Consider the following 19,532-nt stretch of genomic DNA (forward strand, 5'->3'; position numbering starts at 1 on the left):
AGAAAGACAAGCAAAAACAGAGAAAGGTGAAATTGAGTACGCTCAATTTCACCTTTCTCACTATTTGAAGCTAGTTATGGCCCAACCTCTTTTTTGTCATCATTCCGTGCTTTGTGCCCGGTGCGCAAGCCTGCTGGAGGCAGCGGCCGCAATGGCGCCGACAATATCATCGAGGAAGGTATGGCACTCTCCGCTCGATTTATCATTGAGTTTTTCAAGAATTCCTGGCTTTTGTTTATCAATATAGCCATAGTTCGTGAAGCCGATGGAACCGTAAATATTGACAATGGAGAAAGCAAGAATTTCATCCACCCCATATAAGCTTTCATCTGTAGCGATGATGGATTGCAGCGGTTCGCCAAGTTTTTTCTGTTCTGCCAGGATATCCAGCTGGATCCCAGTCAAGATGGCGTTTTGTACTTCGCGTTTGGAAAGGACGCGTTCCACGTTTTCCATGCAGTCCTCGATAGCAAGATTTGGGTGATATTTTTCCTGCAGATAGTACACTAGCTTAGCAATATCCTCAACTTCAACACCCCGTTTGTGGAGCCACTCACGAGCTGTTTCTTCCGTTAATTGAATCGGTTTTCTTTTTTCTAACATATAGTTTCACCCTTCTTTCGATAGTTCCTTATTATATTCTTATTTAACCTAATTTATTCGGTTCAATCCAGTTCATGCAAATATCATCCTTATCATGATTGCCCTAGAGAGGCCCTATTCATTCCGGCTTATTTTAAAACAAGTTTTAACGCTGGGACTCATATAGTACTAAAAGGGATTATTACCGGGGATGGGGGGCTTAGCATGTTTGAAAAAATGTTAAAACAAGTATACGGCCTGAAAGATGGGCAAGAGCTCGATGTCGGAAGGTTCCGTGCATTCAAACAGGATCATTCTCTTTACTTGATTATGAAGGCAAATGGAAGGAAAGAGCAAGAAATAAGCGAACTTGGAAGAATATCAGCACAGCTCCAGGCCTTTGGAGATAAGGAGGTTCCAGGTTTTGTGCCAACAAGTGATGGAAAGCAGTTCTGTGAGTGGGAAGGTGTCTATTACAGTGTCCTGAAATGCCGGGAACTGAGGATGCTGAACCCTGCCACAATTGGCAGGAAACTGGCCCGCTTTCATTTGCGTGGAAGATATATGCCCTTTCAGGTGGAAAATGTAAACCGGATAGGGCAGTGGAAGCAGCTTTGGGAAAAACGTCTGGATCAGATGGAAAAGGTATGGAATGAAAAGCTATTTAATGAACCGGAAAATGAGTTTGAACGGATGTTTTTAGATTCCTTTCCCTATTATATGGGGCTCGCCGAAAATGCGATACAATATCTTGCTGATACAGAGCTGGACGGCACTCCGGTTGAAACAGACGGCGGAACAGTCTGTCATGAACGGTTTACACGGAAAACATGGGGGAGGGACCATTTGGTCAAGAACCCCTTTGATTGGGTATTTGATCACGCAAGCAGGGATTTAGCCGAGTGGACCAGACAGCAATATTTTTCAAATATTCAAACCAGCCAGCCTGCTGTGAAGAGCTTTTTTGCTGACTATCGGAAGGTCACCAGGCTGTCGCCTTTTGCCTGGCGGCTGCTGTACGCAAGGCTCCTGTATCCTCTTCACTATATCGAATGCATTGAAAACTATTATATTACCACGTCCGAGGAAGCGAAACGCAGCCTTGAGGATAGACTGGAAAAGTACTTGAAGCAGACTGCGGAGCATGAACAGTTTCTGGGAAGCTTTTATCAGCTGGCAGAGGTGCCAGTGCGCAGCTATCGGCTTCCTGTTATTAACTGGCTTTTAAAATAATCACGCTTCATCCAATCTTTTATATGTTAAAATAATTATGACAAATCCAGTTTAGGAATGGGCTGATAAGCCGGCGGACTGGAGGGAGTAAAGTATCGGTACAACAGGGATACCGCAGGCATAAAAGCAATACTCTTTTTACCAGCATAAAGGGGACTGATCATGAAACCGTATATTTATCTTACAAGGAAATTGCCGGAGGAAGCCGTTAAGAATTTACAAGCAAGTTTTCAGGTAAACATGTGGGATAGAGACGATGTTGCCGTTCCAGAAGATATTTTACTTGCAGAAGCTGAAAAAGCTCACGCATTGCTGACCGTCGTTTCCGATCAAATCACCGGGGACCTGCTGAGAGCCGGAAAAAACCTGAAAGTCGTTGCCAATATGGCAGTCGGGTTCGACAATATTGATGTGGAGGCAGCAACGAAACAAGGAATTTATATATGCAATACTCCGGATGTACTGACAGAAACTACAGCGGACCTGACCTTTGCGCTATTGACTGCAACTGCGAGAAGGATCGTGGAGGCAGCGGAGTTTGTTAAAGAAGGGAACTGGAAAAGCTGGAGCCCATTCCTGCTTGCCGGGCAGGACATCTACAATAAGACCATCGGGATATGCGGCATGGGAAAAATAGGTGAAGGTGTTGCACGGCGGGCTAAAGGGTTTGGCATGGAGATTCTCTATCATAACAGGACCCGGAAGCCTGAAACCGAACAAGAACTGGGCGCCAGGTACCGTTCCCTTGAAAGCCTGCTCGAAAGCTCGGATTTTGTTGTGTCGTTGACTCCGCTGACAAGCGAAACGAGGCACCTGTTTAATCAATCCGCGTTCAGGAAAATGAAATCATCCGCCATTTTTATCAACGCCTCCAGGGGAGCAGTCGCCGATGAAGAAGCGCTTGTCCATGCGCTTAAAACTCGGGAGATTGCGGGAGCCGGCCTGGATGTTTTCGTTGAGGAACCGATTTCTGCTGATCACCCATTGTTAAAGCTGCCTAATGTCGTTGCATTGCCCCACATAGGGAGTGCTAGCCTGGAAACAAGAATGGTCATGATCTCTGTATGTGTCGATAATATTGAAAGGGTGCTTAAGGGAAAGGAACCGAGGACAATTGTAAACCCGGGTTTATTGCAGGCTTGATTTCTGCTGAGTGAGAATAAAATGCAGCCCTTTATCAGAAGACTAAAAAAATTTTTGTCATTAACCGTTTTCAATGGTATTTCACAATAAAAAACCCTTGTAAATGCCGTGAACAATAATTATAATGTCTACTATATACAAACAAATGTTTATTGTAGAAGAACAGAAAGCGGGGGAGAAACATTATGGATGCCATTTCAATTGGATTGCTCGGACTCGGAACAGTGGGCAGCGGGGTTATTACCATTATAGAGAACCACCAGGATAAGCTGATGCATCAAGTTGGCTGTCCAATAAGGGTTAAAAAAGTCCTCGTTAAAGAACTTGGAAAAGATCGGGCAGTAAAAATAGATGAGGCTCATATGACAACGAACATCGAAGACATCATTAATGATCCTGATATTGATGTTGTCATCGAAGTGATGGGCGGCGTGGACAAGACGAAGGAATATTTGCTGCAGGCAATTAAAAATAAAAAGCATATTGTTACAGCCAATAAGGATTTAATGGCCCTGTATGGTTCAGAGCTGTTAACAGCTGCCAAGGAAAACGGCTGTGATTTATTCTACGAAGCAAGTGTTGCTGGCGGAATCCCAATTATCAGAAGCCTTGTGGATGGTCTTGCATCCGACAGAATTACAAAGATGATGGGCATTGTCAATGGAACAACAAATTTTATCCTGACGAAAATGACCCAGGAAGGCCTTCCGTATGATTCCGTTCTAAAAGAAGCCCAGGATCTGGGCTATGCTGAGGCAAATCCTGCATCAGATGTGGAAGGCCTTGATGCAGCCCGTAAAATGACGATTCTTGCTACCCTTGGCTTTTCCATGAAAATTGATTTGGATGATGTTAAAGCGACGGGCATTACCACCATTACCGAGGAAGACCTTCATTATGCCAAGCAGCTTGGCTACACAATGAAGCTGCTGGGAATTGCCCAGCGCAATGAAGGGAAAGTGGAAGTCAGCGTCCAGCCGACTCTTTTGCCGCAGTCCCATCCGCTCGCTTCCGTACATAATGAGTTCAATGCTGTTTATGTCTATGGAGAAGCAGTGGGGGAAACAATGTTTTACGGCCCTGGGGCAGGAAGCCTGCCTACTGCAACCTCCATTGTCTCGGATCTGGTAGCAGTTGTAAAAAACATGCGCCTGGGTGTAAATGGAAGCCTTGCAGTGGCACCGCAGCATGAAAAGAACCTGAAGGGGTCAGAAGAAATCTATTCGAAATACTTCCTGAGACTTCATGTCAAAGACGAGGTAGGCGTTTTTGCCGAGATCACCTCTGTATTTTCAAAGCACGGTGTTTCCTTTGAGAAAATCCTCCAGCTTCCGGTCAAGGAAGAGGATCTGGCGGAAATCGTCCTTGTGACACATTTAGCGTCTCTTAAAAACTATGAAGATATTTTAATGGAATTGCGGGATTTAAAGGCAATGAAAGAAATCAAAAGTTCGTATAAAGTGGAAGGAAGTGCTGGAGCATGAGATGGAAAGGACTTATCGAAGAATACAAGGAGTATCTTCCGATTAATGAAAATACCCCGAAATTAACCCTGAATGAAGGAAATACACCATTGATCCGACTTGATCACATTTCCGAAGAGTGGGGAGTCGATCTATATGTAAAAACCGAGGGGACCAACCCGACCGGTTCCTTTAAAGACAGAGGCATGGTAATGGCTGTTGCGAAAGCAAAAGAGGAAGGCAGCGATACGGTTATCTGTGCTTCCACAGGGAATACATCCGCTGCAGCAGCTGCATACGCAGCAAGAGCCGGCATGCGATGCATCGTTGTCATCCCGGAAGGAAAAATTGCGATGGGGAAGCTTGCCCAGGCTGTTATGTATGGTGCAGAGATCATCTCTATTGAAGGGAATTTCGATGAAGCATTGAAAATGGTAAGGAACATCAGTGAGACTGAACCTGTCGCCCTGGTTAACTCAGTTAACCCTTACCGCCTGGAAGGCCAAAAGACAGCAGCTTTCGAGATCTGCGACCAGCTTGGCAGTGCTCCTGACATCCTCGCCATCCCGGTGGGAAATGCGGGCAATATCAGTGCGTACTGGAAAGGATTCAAGGAATACAATGAGGCAAAGGAAACAGGCCTGCCAAGAATGTTCGGCTTTGAGGCAGAGGGAGCAGCCGCGATTGTTCATGACCGGGTATTTGAAAATCCGGAAACCGTTGCAACGGCCATCCGAATCGGAAACCCGGCAAGCTGGCATCTGGCCGTTAATGCAAGGGATGAATCAGGCGGTAAAATTGATGAGGTGTCTGATGAAGAAATCCTTGCGGCATACCGTAAGCTGACTGGTACAGAAGGTGTCTTCGCAGAGCCAGCCTCCTGTGCATCTTTAGCAGGAGTGTTCAAAATGCTCCAGAAAGGCGAGATTCCAAAAGGGTCGAGGATCGTAGCGGTCCTGACAGGAAATGGATTGAAAGACCCTGCGACAGCCATGGAGTGCAGCGAAATCAAACCAGTGCTTCTTCCAAATGATGAGGAGCAGGTTGCTGAGCATATTCGCGGAGTTGTGCACCAATGAGCCGAGGGGGAGTGTTTACAGCAAGTGTACCGGCGAGTTCGGCCAATCTGGGCCCTGGATTTGACTCGATCGGGTTAGCTGTAAATCTTTATCTTACTGTTGAAGCAATCAGCAGTGCTCAATGGGAAATCATCGCCCTTACACCGGAATTGGAGAAATTCCCTGTAAACGAGCAGAACTACATTGCCCAGATTGCGATTAAAACAGCCAGGCTGTATGGCAAGGAAATGCCGCCATTAAAAATGGCTGTTTCAAGCGAAATTCCGCTTGCCAGGGGTCTTGGGTCCTCGGCCTCAGCCATCATCGCAGGCATCGAGCTGGCCAGCCACTTCTGCGGACTGAACCTGACCAAACAGGAAAAACTGGAAATATCAGCGGAGATCGAAGGCCATCCTGACAATGTTGGAGCTTCCATCTACGGAGGCCTGGTTGTTGGCAGCCAGCTGGAAACAGGAGTGGATGTAACAGTTTTTAGCGAGATGGATATGGATGTTGTCGCGGTGATTCCTGAAGATGAACTGCTCACAGAATCATCTCGGGAGGTTCTTCCCTCGACTCTGGATTATTCCAAGGCGGTAGAAGCTAGTGCTGTTTCAAACCAATTGCTGGCGTCATTGCTGACCGGCCAATGGAAGCTTGCCGGCAAAATGATGGACAGCGATGTGTTCCATCAGCCCTACCGACGTAGCCTTGTTCCCTGGTGGGGCAAAATTGAACAGCTTGCCCGTGAGGCGGGTGCCTTTGGAACCGCACTTAGCGGCGCCGGGCCGTCCATCCTGTGCCTGGCAGAGCCAGGGAAGGGACAGGCCCTTGCGGCATCGCTGGAGCAATCCCTTGATGCCATGCAGGTTATTCAGCTGAAAATTGACCGATGCGGAAGCAAAGTGAACATCACCGAGGAAGCAAGCAAGGACTGCCTCGCATAGCAATAAAAAAGCGGTTTGCCACAGGGGCAAACCGCTTTTTAATCATGATTTTATGAGTGCATTAGAAAACTTGTTCTACCTCAACGACTCCAGGAACTTCTTCTAAAAGAGCGCGTTCAATACCTGCTTTTAATGTGATTGTTGAACTAGGGCAGCTTCCGCATGCGCCGAGCAGACGCAATTTTACTATACCTTCGTCCACGTCAACAAGTTCGCAGTCTCCTCCATCACGAAGAAGGAATGGACGCAATTTATCTAATACTTCTTGCACTTGTTCAAACATTTGTTGTTCAGACATGTAAAATCGACTCCTTTCATAATAACTATTATAATCACATCCCGGTGAAAAATCTATTGGTTAACATCAAAAACCAATAATCTACAGTTTATGAATACGGTATAGTAAAATAAAAAGAAAGAGGGGGAATCGGAGTGTCAAATAAACAAGTGGAGCTCGTTGTGTATGGGGCGGAACAGCTTTGCCCTAGCTGTGTTAACCTTCCATCATCAAAAGAAACCTTCGAATGGCTCGAGGCGGCAATATCCAGGAAGTTCAAGGACCAGCCATTCACCATCACATATGTCGATATTCATAACCCTCCAAGTGATGAGCCGTCCAAATGCAAATTTGCCCAGAGAGTGATCGAAGAGGGTATGTTTTATCCTGTTGTGCTCCTGGATGATCGGATAGTAGGGGAAGGAAACCCAAGGCTAAAAACGATATTTGCCGAAATGGAGAAGTACGGATACAGCCAGGAATAAGGTGCCTTGATGATAAACAGTTTCTACTGTTGGAAAAGGATTCGTTTGTTCATTGGGGAGTTGTCGACTAAAACTCAATGCGCGGAGCTGAAATCGATGAGAAGTGTTCATTGGGAGCACCTGGATTTTTCTGACAAGATCAAACAGGTAAGAGCACCGGAATTCTTCCAAAGAAAAAGAGCAGGAATAAAAACAGCCCGATGATTGTGTGAGGAGCAATCATTGGGCCTGTTTCATTTAACCGTTATGGTGCTTATACATCCAAAGAATTCCCGATTTTAACAGACGGGCGACCCGTCCGGTAATAGGGCGCTCGGCAAGAAGGCCAAATCCCTGCTTTTTGCCAAGAGAGCCAAGGATCCCTTTCAGTTTTATTGGCGGGAAGTATTCAGGAGGTTCCTGGCCTTTCCAACGCATTGTCAGAACCTGGACTATTTGCTCTGCCTGTCCTTCGGCAAGCTGGGCGCTTGGTGCATGGGGCAGGCTGGCGCAATCACCCAGGATGAAAACATTCTCGTAGTCCGGCAGGTGATGTCTGGGGCTTATAACAGCACGTCCCATTTTATCTTTTTCACCAGGAAGGTCGCGGACAATTTTATTTGCCTGGATTCCGGCTGTCCAGACAATGGCGTCGACTGAGACTGGTTCATCATGATTGTACAGTATGCCTTCTTCCACTCTCGTAATATTGGCATTGTTGATAATCTCGACATGATGTGTGTCAAACCAGTTTTCAATATAAGTGCTGAGCCTCTCGGAGAAAGAGGACAAAATATGGTTTCCGCGGTCAAACAGCTTTATTTTTAAGTCACTTCTGCTTTCGCTGAGTTCACTCGCGAGCTCAACGCCGCTAAGACCTGCACCGACAATGGCAACCGAAGAGCCGGCAGGGAGGTTGTTCAAGGTCTGATAGGTTGCCCTTGATTTTGCAATGGTCTGGATGCTGTAAGTGAATTCTTTTGCACCAGGAACATTGTGGTATTTATCCTCGCAGCCCAGCCCAATGACGAGTTCATCATATTTGACTGTTTCTCCGTCCTTAAGATAAACTTCTTGCTTTTCAAGGTTAACACTTGTAATCTCAGCATATTTTATTTTCAGGCGAGGATGGTCTGGGAAAGGAACTCGGACATGCTGGTCGGAAATCGTACCAGCTGCCAGGGCATAGAACTCTGTTTTTAAACAGTGGTAAGGAACCCTGTCAATCAAAGTAATGGAAACATCATCAGGCAACTCATTTGGCAGAAGGCGCTGCAGCATTCGAATACCGCCGTATCCGCCCCCGAGAATAACGAGACTTTTCATTTTTTTTATCCCCTTTTTAATCTCTCTTCTTCAAACTGTCCTTGTTTAATGTTCTGTTTTTCATGTCATCCGAAACCGCTTGCAAATAAGGTATAAATAATATTTTAAAATAGCGATTATCCAGTAAAACTCATTTGAATTATAACGAAATTGTGACAAAATAACAACAAATATATAAGGATCCAAGGGCCCGGGCGAAGGACAGCAGGCTGAGGTGGAACGCTTAGAAGTGAGAATGCCTGCAAGTACACAGAAAGTTAGAATTTTAATGCAGTCAGGGCTGGATCCTCCCAAGAAGGCTTGACCAAAAGGGCAGCTCATCACAGTCAACGTTTATTCAACGCAGTTTATATGGGAGAATGAAGAAATTGACGATTCACATAAAAAAAGGTAGGATTAACACATTAGTAGAGAGGTGAAAGGGAATGATTAAGCCGATCATCGAATTTTGTATCAGCAATTTGGCAAACGGCTCACAGCAGGCACTCGAACAGCTTGAACGTGACTCCAACCTGGATATTATCGAATATGGCTGCCTCGGCTACTGCGGCAAATGTGCAAGGTCTCTGTATGCCCTTGTCAATGGTGAACCAGTCAGCGCTGATACTCCTGATGAGCTAGTCGAAAAAATTTACCAATATCTTGAAGAAAATCCGATGTTTTAATAGATCAATCATGCCGGCCGTTGGAAGACCACCATCTTCCGGCTTTTTTATTTAATGCACAAGGCGTGGAGCGTAAAATGTTTTAAGCCGATTGGTTGAGAGGCATTCACACACTGTATATAATAATTATAAGAAGGGATTTATCCCGGACAGGAGGTTTGTACATGGAACAGATTATTACTATTACTGAAGAGGCGGCACTTCAGATTAAAGATATGATGAAAGAAAATGAGGAAGAAAACGCATTTTTGCGAGTGGGTGTCAAAGGGGGAGGCTGCAGCGGACTTTCCTATGGTATGGGCTTTGCCCATGAGGTCGAAGAGGGCGACAGCGAATATGAGCAGCATGGAATTAAAATTTTGATTGATAAAGACAGCTCCTTGATTCTCAAAGGAACTGTGATTGGTTATAAGCAGTCCTTAATGGGTGGAGGCTTTACAATCGACAATCCTAATGCAATTGCTTCTTGCGGCTGCGGATCTTCATTTAAGACCGCAACAAATACAGGTACTCCCGAGGAATGTTAGAAAAGCAAGGTGGAGCTTTCCACCTTGCTTTCTGTTTGAACCCAAAGACATGCGCCTACAGAAATGCAACAGCTGATGGAGCCTGGCAACCATCTTTTTCACCCTCCTTTTATTTGGTGCGGATTTTCGACAAACTGTTAAAACACTCTTAAACAATGCCATGCACGGAAGATTGCCTTAGTCTGCCTGTCAAAATATCGAAATCCTTTCCGTTTTGGAAATTTTACCGCTCGAATTTTCTATATATGTACTTGAAAAAGATAGGAAAAAAGAATATTATGTTATGTAGGAAAGCGAATTGTTAAGATTTTGTGACATTTTTCGATCATTTTTTTGTCGTTCTTAGTGAAGGAAATCACAAAGTTTTTCTTTCTCCAAAAACGATAAAAAATAAAAAGTAGTAAAAGCTAAGTAAAAACCTATCTCAGGAAGAAATCAAATTTAATATAAAGGTGGAAGTGATCACTTTGAGAAAGCCAAAGATTGTCATATTAGGAGCAGGATACGGCGGGCTGATGACAGCTACCCGACTTCAGAAACAAATTGGAGTAAACGAGGCGGATATCGTCCTTGTAAATAAAAATGATTACCATTATGAAACAACCTGGCTGCATGAGGCCTCCGCAGGAACATTGCATCACGATCGTGTCCGTTATGATATTCGTGATGTTATTGACCGTCAAAAGGTGGAATTTGTACAAGGTACGGTTGAAGAAATTAAAACGGAAGAAAACCGCGTCATACTGGAAAATGGGGATATCGTTTATGATTATTTAGTGATTGCCCTGGGCGGAGAGTCTGAAACTTTCGGAATTAAAGGCCTTAAGGAATATGCCTTCTCCATTGTGAATGTTAATGCAGCGCGCCAGATCCGCGAGCACATTGAATATCAATTTGCAACCTACAATACAGAGGCTGAGAAGAAGGATGAAAGGCTGTCCATTGTTGTCGGCGGTGCCGGTTTTACTGGAATTGAATTCCTTGGAGAACTTGCTAACCGTATTCCTGAACTATGCCGTGAATACGATGTGGACTTCCATAAAGTAAAAGTTATCTGTGTTGAAGCTGCTCCTACTGTTCTTCCAGGATTTGATCCTGAGCTTGTGAACTATGCGGTTTCCTACCTTGAAAAGAAAGGCATTGAATTCCGAATCGGAACAGCAATCAAAGAAGCTCTTCCGGATGGAATCATCGTTGCCAAAGGAGAAGACCAGGTAGAAGAAATCAAGGCATCCACTGTTGTCTGGGCAGCAGGTGTCCGAGGCAATTCTATTATTGAAAAGTCCGGAATCGAAGCAATGCGCGGACGTGTAAAAGTTCAGCCTGACCTTCGGGTTCCTGGACATGATAACATGTTTGTTGTGGGCGACTGCTCTCTAATTATTAATGAAGAAATTAACCGCCCTTATCCTCCAACTGCACAAATTGCCATGCAGCAGGGCGAGGTTTGTGCAAGAAACATTGCAGCACTGGTTCGCGGCAAGAACGAGCTTGAAACCTTCAAATTCGATAACAAAGGTACTGTATGCTCCCTTGGCGAAGATGACGCGATTGGCGTAGCATTTGGGAAGAAAATTGTTGGGGCAAAAGCCTCCTTTATGAAAAAGATGATTGATAACCGTGCGCTTTACATGATCGGCGGGGCTTCAATGGTTCTGAAAAAAGGGAAGTTCAACATTTTCTAATATCAGTGTTTCTTTTAAAAGCAGATCTTTTTTAGATCTGCTTTTTTATATGAACAAATTTCCACCTCCCTTTTGATAAAATAAAACAAAGAGGAGGGGAACGAATGAGGAAGCGCGGAAATGTCTGGCTGGCGGTCGCTGGCCTTGTGATTGCACCAAATGGTGAATGGCTTGTAGTCAAAAAAAGGTATGGAGGACTAAAAAATCAGTGGTCATTGCCTGCAGGCTTTGTGAATGAAGGTGAGACAGCGGATGAGGCGGTACTTCGGGAAGTTCTGGAGGAAACAGGAGTAGGCTGTGAGCTTAAAGGGCTTGTGGGATTAAGAACGGGTATAATTAAAGGGGAAGTAAGTGATAACTTGCTTATGTTTTTGCTCGAGCCCAAAGAGGCCCAAACAGTTATACCCCAGGAAAGTGAACTTTTCGACGCCTGTTTCATGGATCCCGTCATGCTGGTGGAGCTTCCCAATGTTTCTGTAATGCTGCAGTACATGCTCCATTTAAATAAAGCTGACGCATTGCCTGTTGTTAATGGTGTTGATCCGGGTGAACAGTTTGGATATACCTCATATAAATTATTTTTATAATATTTAGAAAATTTTAGAATAGGACAGCTTTTTAAAGGAAATTCAGCATGTATCCGTTTACATGACGATATTTAAGTCGAAACCGGCCTTTCTTAATTTATTATTTCTTGTTATATTATTCAGAAATTTATTTTTTTTAGGAGAGAGGCCGTTGAATCAGCAAGAGATGGAACTTAAAGAATGTCGATATTGCTCAGGGCTCGGTTATTTTCAGCTTCTGCTGGGCGGGTCGGAAACCTGTGCCTGCTGCAGCGGTACAGGCAAAGAAACAGTAGACAGCAAGGCGGAGGTACACTAAATGGAAAGCCATGTCCGAAAGTCCCAATTGACTACCCCCAGGACATTCAGTACACTATTGATGTAGGAAGTAGGGGGAGTTATCATGGGTCTTACAATTGTAACGTTAATTATTTCAATATTGCTTTTCTTTGTATTGTTTTTTGGAATCGGTTTTTTGCTGAACATGCTGTTGAGGATGTCCTGGATCATGGCGATTATTTATCCAGTCGTGACCATATTTATTGTTGATAACGTGCGTTTTATTGAATATTTTACAAACAGCGGTACAGCCTTCAGAGAACTGGGAACTCATTTTGCAAACCTGGCCATGGCGGATATCCTGATTTTAAGCAGCGGCTTCACAGGGGCCATTGTTGCCGGGGTTGTCATAAGACTATTAAGAAAAAATGGATACCAGATGTTTTAAAAACCTTCATTTACATGAGGGTTTTTTTATTGTCTCTCAAAAACCTTTATTTTCCTTTATTCGGCGCTATTTGGCCCATTTTCGCTGCTTTATGAATATTTCCTCCTGAGATGGGAAAATAATAGTTTTGGGAGGAGTGGAAGATTTAATGTTTAAAATGAAGAAGTGGGCCAGGCGTATGACGATGACTCTGCTTTTTGTTGCCGCCCTTTTGACAACATTCCATTCAATATCTGGAGTGGAAGCCAATACCATAGCAAGATTCTTGTATCAAAACTATGATAGCGGCTCTGAAGAACATCCTTTAACTGAACATAAACAGAAGGTAGCCGGAATTAGCTATAAGTTCCTGAGCAGTATTCCCCGCCTTCGCGCTAAGGCTGCTGCCAGCACAAGCGCTGCTGAAGCTTCGCCAACCCTTGAAAATTCGATTGACTGGTCCAAATATCCAAAGAAAAAAATGACTGCCACTGGTTATACCGCTGGAATTGAATCCACTGGAAAGAGACCGGGGCACCCGGAATACGGAATTACATACTCAGGGGTCAAGGTGAAACGGGACCTGTTTTCGACCATTGCCGCCGATTTAAGTGTCTTTCCCATTGGGACCGTGCTTTTCATACCAGATTATGGTTATGGTGTCGTGGCCGATAAAGGCGGAGCTATAAAAGGAAATAAACTGGATTTATATTACGATACCGTAGATGAGGTCTACGAACAGTGGGGGAAAAGAACCCTGGAGATATCGATTGTCAAAATGGGTGATGGAAACCTGACTGAGGAAGAATTGACGAAAATGAATGAAGATAAGGCCCTGCAGGTTTTTCGTCAGCAGTATACAGGTGAAAAGAAATCTTAATTTGATAGCTAGTTAGACTTTAGCTTCATGTAAGGCGTAAAAGGCAAATCCAGTGGATTTGCCTTTCTTGGTTTATTCAGCCTCAGCCAACAAACGACATAGCTTCTCAAGGCCTTCCAGGAGCCGTGGGGAAGGCCGGCAATACAGTTCCTCCTCGAGAATGAGGATCCTTCCTTTTTTTACAGCATCCAAATCCCCCCACCCCGGCCTGTTGGTAATGAGTGATTTTTTTACCTTTTCCCGCTGGACGCCAACCCAGGCGATACAGATAAAATCGGGGTTTCGAGCAAGAACATCCTCCCAGTCTGTCTGTACACTTGCAAGGTCAACATCTGCGAATAGATTGCGTGCTCCTGCGGCCTCCGACAGTTCCGTCAGCCAGTTGATCCGTCCAGGTGTGAAAACCGGCTTTGGCCACCATTCCCAATATAATGCCGGATGTGTGCTGCGGTTTGTATTCGCTCTCCGGATTGTATCAAGCCTGTTTTTAAATTCGGAAGAGGCTGCCACGCCTTTTTCAGGAAAACCAAGGGCTGCCGCCGTAGCCGCCAGGTCGTTTTCAATGTCTTCAAAGGATTGCGGATTCAGGACAATATGGGGAATTCCCCTTTCCTTTAAGCCTTCTACGTTCTTCTCCATACCAGGAACGCTTAAGGAAGCTAGAACGAGGTCTGGTTTCAATTCCTCCACCAGATCCAGATTGATTGACAGGTCCGGCCCTAATCTTGGCAGCTTCTGAATAGATTCAGGCCAGTCGGAAAAATCATCCACACCGACTAACAGACCTTCAAGCCCAAGATAGGCAATGATTTCTGTGTTGCTTGGGCATAAAGATATAACTCTCATTTTTTTCCTCCCTAATAAAAAATATAATAAAGTACCAATGTTAGTGCAATCCCCGTAAGTCCGCCGAAGAACACTTCAATAGGCTTGTGGCCGAGAAGTTCCTTCAATTCTTTGCGCTTTTCCTGGTCCGGTTTGTTTGTCCATGACTTTGCATCATCAACAAACTTATTAAAATCAGCCACCAGCTGATTCAGGACAATTGCTTGTTCTCCCGCCTGCCTGCGGACACCCGTAGCATCAAACATCGTTATGATAGCAAAGATAGCCGATACAGCAAATATAGGGGAGTCAAGCCCTGCTTCAAGGGCAACACCCGTTGAAAGGGCAGTCACGGCAGCGGAATGCGAGCTGGGCATGCCCCCGGTACTTGTCAGCAAGGCCCAGTCAATTCGCCTTGTAGCAATATACTGAATCGGAACTTTAACAAATTGGGCAAAAAAGATCGCCGCAAGGGACGCCCATAAAGAAAAGTTAAGCAATACATCCATGTTCAGGATCCCCCTTTTTAGGTGATATAGGTTTCATACCCTACGATAGCATAATTCATTACAGACACGCTCCAGATTTGGTAAGATACGCTTATAGCCATAGATGGAGGTGGAGGATGTCCGGGGACTATCCTTATGAATATTACCAGTTCTTTATTAAATTCAATGAAGGGGACTATTATACCTGCCATGATTTACTTGAAGATATGTGGATGGAGGACAAAGGGAATTTATTTTTAAAAGGTCTGCTGCAAATGAGTGTCGCCCTCTATCATTACAGCTACGGAAATTTAAAAGGAACCCGTATCATGATGAAAGTGGCCCATGAATATCTCAGGGAATATCGGCCGGAGCATTGGGGGCTTGACCTTGAACAGGTGATCGGCTTTATTGAGCAATGCCTGTCAGCGATTCCGGATGGAATTGATAAGGTTCCATACTCGGAGATTTCAAGCCTGCCTGCCCTGCCACCGCTATTTCTTTATTTAAATGATTAGGAATTCGAAATAGTCTCTCGTATTGGATATAATAAACTTGGAGGTGAGGCATGTGTTTGAAATAAAAACACAACTGGATTTTAACGATAGCCATGATGCCCTTGTGGTTGGCATTTTTAACAAAACCTCGGGAATGGAAGGGGTTTTAGCCAATTTGGATGAGCACTTTGATGGCGAATTAACACAGCTTATTAAAAGTGGGGATATTGTCACCAAAAAGAAGAACGTATCCAAAATACATACTTTCGGCAAAACCGGGGCTAAACGGGTTTATTTTATCGGACTGGGGCAAGAAAAGGAGTTTAGCTTTGAACTGCTTCGCGAGGCATTTGGCGTGCTGTTCAAATCAGTGAAACAAGAGAAGTGGACGGAGGCAGCCTTTGTTCTTGATACCTTCACAGGTGAAGAAGTTAGCATGCTTGATGCTGCTCACGCCCTCGGAGAAGCCTTTGCCCTCGCCAACTATGAATTTGAAGGCTACAAACAGAAATCAAATGAACCAGAACGGAAGATAGAAAGTCTGACCATTTATAGTACTTTTGAAGAAAGCGCCGAGGTAAGGTCAGCTCTCGAGGTCGGATATGTATACGGAACAGGGGTCAACTCTGCCCGGACACTTGTCAATTTGCCAGGAAACATGCTGACCGCTACCGATATGGCGGAATATGCACAAAAACTGGCGGAGACCTATGGGTTTGAAGCCGAGATCCTTGAAAAGGAGGACATGGAGACGCTTGGCATGGGAGCGATGCTTGCAGTGAATCAAGGGTCGGCACAGCCTCCGAAAATGATTGTCCTGAAGTATCAGGGCAAGGAAGAATGGAAGGATGTCATAGCACTGGTTGGGAAAGGAATTACCTTTGACACTGGCGGCTACTCGATCAAATCGAAGGATGGCATTGTCGGCATGAAAACCGATATGGGCGGGGCTGCAGCCGTTCTTGGAGCCATGGAAGTCATCGGTGAACTGAAGCCTGAACAGAATGTTGTTGCCGTGATCCCTTCTACTGACAATATGGTCAGCGGGGCGGCTTTCAAGCCTGATGATGTCATAACGTCAATGAGCGGAAAAACGATTGAAGTTCTAAACACTGATGCAGAAGGCCGGCTAGTTCTTGCCGATGCGATCACTTACGCCAAACATCACGGAGCCAGCTATCTGGTTGATGTGGCTACGTTGACGGGCGGTGTGATTGTTGCCCTCGGCACGGAGACGACGGGTGCGCTGACAAATGATGAGGCATGGTTTGAGCAGGTGCTGGAAGCATCCTATGAAGCTGCAGAGCCGATTTGGAGACTGCCGCTTTTCGAGAAAGACAAGGAAAGAGTCAGGAACAGCAAAATTGCCGACCTGAATAATTCTCCTGGCCGCGAAGGGCATGCAATTATGGGGGGAGCCTTTGTGGGTGAGTTTGCTGAAGGTACGCCCTGGGTACATCTGGACATTGCAGGTACCGCAACCACGAATAAGGAACATGATCTTGGGCCAGCCGGTGCGACCGGTGTTATGGTCCGGACCCTTGCACTGCTGGTGGAAAGGTTCCAATAATAGTAGTTATTGCCTCCGAACAGGGTTCGGAGGCTTTTTGCCGACGATAAAATTGACATAAAAAACAGTTCTATGATATTTTAGGACATGTTCTCTGCTATTTTACCGAACTAAAGGAAAGGGAGCGGCGAACTAGCCATCGAGAGAGGAGACAATTATGAATGCTGTAATTATTGCCGTCCTTGTCATGCTGATCCTGAGCCTGCTTCGTGTGAATGTCGTCTTATCATTAATCGTGGGCTCTCTGGCAGGCGGATTGACAGGCGGGTTAAGCTTGGATAAAACAATCGAGATATTTTCCATCGGACTTGGCGGAAGTGCCGAGGTTGCATTAAGTTATGCCTTGCTTGGCGGTTTTGCTGTGGCTTTATCCGCAACGGGGCTTCCGGATCTGCTGGTTCAATCCATGGTTGGAATGATTGGAAAAGGGGAGAAAAGGGCAAAGGCCTACTCAAAAGCACTGATTGTATTTTTAATTTTGTTAATGGCCTGCTTTTCGCAAAACCTGATTCCTATTCATATTGCCTTCATTCCAATCCTGATTCCGCCGTTATTGTATATTTTAAATGAATTGAACATCGACAGGAGACTGATTGCTTCTGTATTGACATTTGGGCTTACGGCACCTTATATCCTGCTGCCGGCAGGCTTCGGGAAGATATTTCAGGAAATACTCCAGAGCAATATGGCTGACAGCGGCTTGACTGTCGGACTTGAAGACATTCCAAAGGCAATGGTCCTTCCTGTTTTAGGTATGCTTGCCGGTTTACTATTTGCCATTTTTGTCTCTTACCGGAAACCAAGGAATTATAAACAGAACGAAAGAATGGAAGCGAAAAAGAATCATTACTCAAAAAAAAGCGTCACCTTTTCCATACTGGCAATTGTTGCGGCTTTAGCGGTTCAAATCATAACTGAATCCATGATTATCGGTGCATTTACCGGGATCATGGTTATTTACGCAAGCGGAGCCATTAAGTGGCGGGATGCTGATAATCTCCTGACGGATGGCATGAGAATGATGGCCTTTATCGGGTTTGTTATGCTATCGGCGTATGGATTTGCTGATGTGCTGAAAGAAACAGGGGATGTGGAAGCTCTTGTCAAATGGTCCGCAGATGCCATAGGTAATAACAAGGCAATGGGATCCCTGATGATGCTGGTCGTAGGTTTGTTTGTCACAATGGGGATTGGCTCCTCTTTTTCGACCATCCCGATCATTGCCACTATTTTCGTGCCACTGTGCTTCCAGCTGGGATTCAGCCCAATGGCGACCGTTGCGATTGTGGGAACGGCTGCAGCTCTGGGTGATGCCGGGTCACCTGCATCCGACAGCACGCTTGGCCCGACAGCAGGATTGAATGTGGACGGACAGCATAACCATATTTGGGATACCTGTGTCCCAACCTTCCTTCATTATAATCTACCTTTAATCCTGTTTGGATGGCTTGCGGCCATGGTGCTATAGAGAATAGCCTCCCCTTTGATGGGAGGCTATTTTGATGGTCTTCGTCAGTTTTGACCGAGGATTTTGCTCTTGATGCGAACTTCTTGTAGGATAAAAGAATAAATTCAATCCTTGAAAAAAGGAGGGAGGCTTTTATGTACTTCGGAAAGTCGAAGAAAAACAGCCTGTCGGGGAGGGTGCCTCCGAATCAAAATGTCACTACTTCGTTTCCTGTCCTGCATCATGGGAATGTCCCCTATTATAAAGACCTGTCCAAGTGGGCGTTAAGGCTGTTCGGCTTAGTGGAACAGGAACAATTTCTGACTTACGATGATTTGCTGGCCATGCCTTTGAAAAGTTCCAAAAATGATATCCACTGTGTGACTGGCTGGTCCAAATTAGATAATCATTGGGAGGGCGTCTCAACGAACGATATTGTCCATAGAGCTGCCTTGAAACCTGAAGTCAGGTTTGTCATCCTTCATGCGGAGGAAGGGTGGAGTACGAACCTGCCGCTTGAAGATTTTATCAGGGATACGAGTATGCTTGCCTATGCTCATAATGGACAGGCGCTGAGTCCTGAACACGGATATCCACTCAGGGCTGTTTTCCCGCATCTTTATTTCTGGAAAAGCGCCAAATGGCTTAAAGGGATTGAATTTACGAGAGAGGATAAGCCCGGATTCTGGGAAAAGAATGGCTACCATAACTATGGGGACCCATGGAAAGAACAGAGACTTACCTGGGATTGATTACCCGTAAAAAGGGCTTTTTTTTCTCTGTTTTCTTCTCCTTACGGGATGTTTGCCCACTCACCTCCCAGTTTTTTTGCATATGAAGTAATGTAGGCTGTGCAAATATTCTAAGGAGGTAACCCGGATGCAAGATATGAGAAGACCCTTTTATGGTGGGTTTGGAAGGCGCCGCTTTTTCTGGGGCGGCCCATTCGTTGGCGGACTTTTGGGAGGTTTAGTAGGCAGTGCGTTATTATATCCGCGCCCATTTCCATACTACTACCCGCCTTATTATCCATACGGATTTGGATATGGTGGATTTGGCGGCTATCCTTATTGGTACTAAAAGCAAGGAACAGCTCTTCCCCCAAGAGCTGTTTTTAGTTGAATAATAGTGTCACTCTCTGCTAAATTGGGTACATAACGGGGGCAGCCTGAAAAGAAATAAA

General features: G+C 45.1%; 23 protein-coding genes. 18 read left to right on the forward strand and 5 right to left on the reverse strand.

The window, feature by feature from the left end:
- Nucleotides 1-99 precede the first annotated feature (99 nt).
- Entirely contained in the window at nucleotides 100-603 is a 504-nt protein-coding gene (locus EV146_RS20750) for a phosphatidylglycerophosphatase A family protein (RefSeq protein WP_121611161.1), read from the reverse strand.
- A 204-nt stretch (nucleotides 604-807) separates the two neighbouring features.
- Here EV146_RS20750 and yutH point away from each other — a divergent pair, with 204 nt between their 5' ends.
- The 5 genes from yutH (at nucleotide 808) to thrB (ending at nucleotide 6,426) form a co-directional block, all read left to right on the forward strand.
- On the forward strand, nucleotides 808-1,815 hold the full coding sequence (gene yutH, locus EV146_RS20755; protein WP_132010372.1) for a spore coat putative kinase YutH: 1,008 nt from the start codon (nucleotides 808-810) through the stop codon (nucleotides 1,813-1,815).
- 159 nt (nucleotides 1,816-1,974) lie between these two features.
- Nucleotides 1,975-2,958, forward strand: a complete 984-nt coding sequence (locus EV146_RS20760; RefSeq protein WP_181215961.1) for a 2-hydroxyacid dehydrogenase — start codon at nucleotides 1,975-1,977, stop codon at nucleotides 2,956-2,958.
- Nucleotides 2,959-3,143: 185 nt separating this feature from the next.
- Entirely contained in the window at nucleotides 3,144-4,442 is a 1,299-nt protein-coding gene (locus tag EV146_RS20765; protein WP_132010376.1) for a homoserine dehydrogenase, read from the forward strand.
- Complete coding sequence (thrC, locus tag EV146_RS20770) at nucleotides 4,439-5,500, forward strand: threonine synthase (protein ID WP_132010378.1); 1,062 nt, start codon at nucleotides 4,439-4,441, stop codon at nucleotides 5,498-5,500. The genes EV146_RS20765 and thrC overlap by 4 nt, the downstream gene beginning before the upstream one ends.
- Nucleotides 5,497-6,426, forward strand: coding sequence for a homoserine kinase (thrB, locus tag EV146_RS20775; RefSeq protein ID WP_132010380.1), 930 nt, complete (start codon nucleotides 5,497-5,499; stop codon nucleotides 6,424-6,426). The genes thrC and thrB overlap by 4 nt, the downstream gene beginning before the upstream one ends.
- Nucleotides 6,427-6,487: 61 nt before the next feature.
- Here thrB and EV146_RS20780 read toward each other — a convergent pair whose 3' ends face one another.
- Nucleotides 6,488-6,724, reverse strand: a complete 237-nt coding sequence (locus tag EV146_RS20780; RefSeq protein ID WP_121611167.1) for a NifU family protein — start codon at nucleotides 6,722-6,724, stop codon at nucleotides 6,488-6,490.
- A gap of 134 nt (nucleotides 6,725-6,858) precedes the next feature.
- Here EV146_RS20780 and EV146_RS20785 point away from each other — a divergent pair, with 134 nt between their 5' ends.
- Complete coding sequence (locus EV146_RS20785; protein WP_132010382.1) at nucleotides 6,859-7,188, forward strand: YuzD family protein; 330 nt, start codon at nucleotides 6,859-6,861, stop codon at nucleotides 7,186-7,188.
- Between the two features lie 237 nt (nucleotides 7,189-7,425).
- On the opposite strand, the gene EV146_RS20790 is transcribed toward EV146_RS20785, so the two are convergent.
- Nucleotides 7,426-8,493, reverse strand: a complete 1,068-nt coding sequence (locus tag EV146_RS20790) for an NAD(P)/FAD-dependent oxidoreductase (RefSeq protein WP_132010384.1) — start codon at nucleotides 8,491-8,493, stop codon at nucleotides 7,426-7,428.
- Between the two features lie 425 nt (nucleotides 8,494-8,918).
- Between EV146_RS20790 and EV146_RS20795 the strand changes: the two genes are divergently transcribed.
- The 7 genes from EV146_RS20795 (at nucleotide 8,919) to EV146_RS20820 (ending at nucleotide 13,522) form a co-directional block, all read left to right on the forward strand.
- Nucleotides 8,919-9,158 carry a YuzB family protein gene (locus EV146_RS20795; RefSeq protein WP_121611170.1) on the forward strand — a complete coding sequence of 80 codons (240 nt, stop codon included), beginning with the start codon at nucleotides 8,919-8,921 and terminating at the stop codon, nucleotides 9,156-9,158.
- A gap of 164 nt (nucleotides 9,159-9,322) precedes the next feature.
- Complete coding sequence (locus EV146_RS20800) at nucleotides 9,323-9,685, forward strand: HesB/IscA family protein (RefSeq protein ID WP_121611171.1); 363 nt, start codon at nucleotides 9,323-9,325, stop codon at nucleotides 9,683-9,685.
- 458 nt (nucleotides 9,686-10,143) lie between these two features.
- Nucleotides 10,144-11,370 (forward strand): NAD(P)/FAD-dependent oxidoreductase, encoded by a 1,227-nt coding sequence (locus tag EV146_RS20805; protein WP_162990409.1) that lies wholly within the window; start codon nucleotides 10,144-10,146, stop codon nucleotides 11,368-11,370.
- A gap of 104 nt (nucleotides 11,371-11,474) precedes the next feature.
- On the forward strand, nucleotides 11,475-11,957 hold the full coding sequence (locus EV146_RS20810; RefSeq protein ID WP_132010386.1) for an NUDIX domain-containing protein: 483 nt from the start codon (nucleotides 11,475-11,477) through the stop codon (nucleotides 11,955-11,957).
- 166 nt (nucleotides 11,958-12,123) lie between these two features.
- On the forward strand, nucleotides 12,124-12,255 hold the full coding sequence (locus tag EV146_RS27200) for a YuiA family protein (RefSeq protein WP_158287164.1): 132 nt from the start codon (nucleotides 12,124-12,126) through the stop codon (nucleotides 12,253-12,255).
- An 84-nt stretch (nucleotides 12,256-12,339) separates the two neighbouring features.
- On the forward strand, nucleotides 12,340-12,663 hold the full coding sequence (locus EV146_RS20815) for a YuiB family protein (RefSeq protein ID WP_132010388.1): 324 nt from the start codon (nucleotides 12,340-12,342) through the stop codon (nucleotides 12,661-12,663).
- Nucleotides 12,664-12,811: 148 nt separating this feature from the next.
- Nucleotides 12,812-13,522, forward strand: a complete 711-nt coding sequence (locus tag EV146_RS20820; RefSeq protein ID WP_132010390.1) for a 3D domain-containing protein — start codon at nucleotides 12,812-12,814, stop codon at nucleotides 13,520-13,522.
- Nucleotides 13,523-13,594: 72 nt separating this feature from the next.
- On the opposite strand, the gene EV146_RS20825 is transcribed toward EV146_RS20820, so the two are convergent.
- Both EV146_RS20825 and EV146_RS20830 read right to left on the reverse strand, forming a co-directional pair.
- Complete coding sequence (locus EV146_RS20825) at nucleotides 13,595-14,368, reverse strand: cobalamin-binding protein (RefSeq protein WP_132010392.1); 774 nt, start codon at nucleotides 14,366-14,368, stop codon at nucleotides 13,595-13,597.
- An 11-nt stretch (nucleotides 14,369-14,379) separates the two neighbouring features.
- On the reverse strand, nucleotides 14,380-14,856 hold the full coding sequence (locus EV146_RS20830; protein WP_132010394.1) for a divergent PAP2 family protein: 477 nt from the start codon (nucleotides 14,854-14,856) through the stop codon (nucleotides 14,380-14,382).
- Nucleotides 14,857-14,972: 116 nt separating this feature from the next.
- On the opposite strand from EV146_RS20830, the gene EV146_RS20835 reads away from it, so the two are divergent.
- The 5 genes from EV146_RS20835 (at nucleotide 14,973) to EV146_RS20855 (ending at nucleotide 19,429) form a co-directional block, all read left to right on the forward strand.
- Nucleotides 14,973-15,353 carry a DUF309 domain-containing protein gene (locus EV146_RS20835; RefSeq protein WP_132010395.1) on the forward strand — a complete coding sequence of 127 codons (381 nt, stop codon included), beginning with the start codon at nucleotides 14,973-14,975 and terminating at the stop codon, nucleotides 15,351-15,353.
- Between the two features lie 52 nt (nucleotides 15,354-15,405).
- A complete protein-coding gene (locus EV146_RS20840; protein WP_132010397.1) occupies nucleotides 15,406-16,902 on the forward strand; it encodes a leucyl aminopeptidase in 1,497 nt (498 codons plus the stop codon).
- 157 nt (nucleotides 16,903-17,059) lie between these two features.
- The gene (locus EV146_RS20845) at nucleotides 17,060-18,370 is read left to right on the forward strand and encodes a Na+/H+ antiporter family protein (RefSeq protein WP_132010399.1); all 1,311 of its coding nucleotides are present in this window, start codon (nucleotides 17,060-17,062) and stop codon (nucleotides 18,368-18,370) included.
- A gap of 134 nt (nucleotides 18,371-18,504) precedes the next feature.
- Nucleotides 18,505-19,101 (forward strand): sulfite oxidase-like oxidoreductase, encoded by a 597-nt coding sequence (locus EV146_RS20850; protein ID WP_132010401.1) that lies wholly within the window; start codon nucleotides 18,505-18,507, stop codon nucleotides 19,099-19,101.
- A 127-nt stretch (nucleotides 19,102-19,228) separates the two neighbouring features.
- A complete protein-coding gene (locus tag EV146_RS20855) occupies nucleotides 19,229-19,429 on the forward strand; it encodes a hypothetical protein (RefSeq protein WP_132010403.1) in 201 nt (66 codons plus the stop codon).
- Nucleotides 19,430-19,532: the final 103 nt, after the last annotated feature.

It is taken from the genome of Mesobacillus foraminis, assembly GCF_004340465.1.
Lineage (GTDB): Bacteria > Bacillota > Bacilli > Bacillales > Cytobacillaceae > Mesobacillus_B > Mesobacillus_B foraminis.

What these genes read in the sequence shown, in the direction of transcription:
- EV146_RS20825 (WP_132010392.1), bottom strand. Translation starts at nt 14,368, where the DNA reads ATGAGAGTTATATCTTTATGCCCAAGCAACACAGAAATCATTGCCTAT.
- EV146_RS27200 (WP_158287164.1), top strand. Translation starts at nt 12,124, where the DNA reads ATGGAACTTAAAGAATGTCGATATTGCTCAGGGCTCGGTTATTTTCAG.
- EV146_RS20765 (WP_132010376.1), top strand. Translation starts at nt 3,144, where the DNA reads ATGGATGCCATTTCAATTGGATTGCTCGGACTCGGAACAGTGGGCAGC.
- yutH (WP_132010372.1), top strand. Translation starts at nt 808, where the DNA reads ATGTTTGAAAAAATGTTAAAACAAGTATACGGCCTGAAAGATGGGCAA.
- EV146_RS20820 (WP_132010390.1), top strand. Translation starts at nt 12,812, where the DNA reads ATGTTTAAAATGAAGAAGTGGGCCAGGCGTATGACGATGACTCTGCTT.
- EV146_RS20835 (WP_132010395.1), top strand. Translation starts at nt 14,973, where the DNA reads ATGTCCGGGGACTATCCTTATGAATATTACCAGTTCTTTATTAAATTC.
- EV146_RS20850 (WP_132010401.1), top strand. Translation starts at nt 18,505, where the DNA reads ATGTACTTCGGAAAGTCGAAGAAAAACAGCCTGTCGGGGAGGGTGCCT.
- EV146_RS20780 (WP_121611167.1), bottom strand. Translation starts at nt 6,724, where the DNA reads ATGTCTGAACAACAAATGTTTGAACAAGTGCAAGAAGTATTAGATAAA.
- EV146_RS20845 (WP_132010399.1), top strand. Translation starts at nt 17,060, where the DNA reads ATGAATGCTGTAATTATTGCCGTCCTTGTCATGCTGATCCTGAGCCTG.
- EV146_RS20800 (WP_121611171.1), top strand. Translation starts at nt 9,323, where the DNA reads ATGGAACAGATTATTACTATTACTGAAGAGGCGGCACTTCAGATTAAA.
- EV146_RS20790 (WP_132010384.1), bottom strand. Translation starts at nt 8,493, where the DNA reads ATGAAAAGTCTCGTTATTCTCGGGGGCGGATACGGCGGTATTCGAATG.
- thrB (WP_132010380.1), top strand. Translation starts at nt 5,497, where the DNA reads ATGAGCCGAGGGGGAGTGTTTACAGCAAGTGTACCGGCGAGTTCGGCC.
- EV146_RS20795 (WP_121611170.1), top strand. Translation starts at nt 8,919, where the DNA reads ATGATTAAGCCGATCATCGAATTTTGTATCAGCAATTTGGCAAACGGC.
- EV146_RS20830 (WP_132010394.1), bottom strand. Translation starts at nt 14,856, where the DNA reads ATGGATGTATTGCTTAACTTTTCTTTATGGGCGTCCCTTGCGGCGATC.
- EV146_RS20815 (WP_132010388.1), top strand. Translation starts at nt 12,340, where the DNA reads ATGGGTCTTACAATTGTAACGTTAATTATTTCAATATTGCTTTTCTTT.
- EV146_RS20855 (WP_132010403.1), top strand. Translation starts at nt 19,229, where the DNA reads ATGCAAGATATGAGAAGACCCTTTTATGGTGGGTTTGGAAGGCGCCGC.
- thrC (WP_132010378.1), top strand. Translation starts at nt 4,439, where the DNA reads ATGAGATGGAAAGGACTTATCGAAGAATACAAGGAGTATCTTCCGATT.
- EV146_RS20750 (WP_121611161.1), bottom strand. Translation starts at nt 603, where the DNA reads ATGTTAGAAAAAAGAAAACCGATTCAATTAACGGAAGAAACAGCTCGT.
- EV146_RS20810 (WP_132010386.1), top strand. Translation starts at nt 11,475, where the DNA reads ATGAGGAAGCGCGGAAATGTCTGGCTGGCGGTCGCTGGCCTTGTGATT.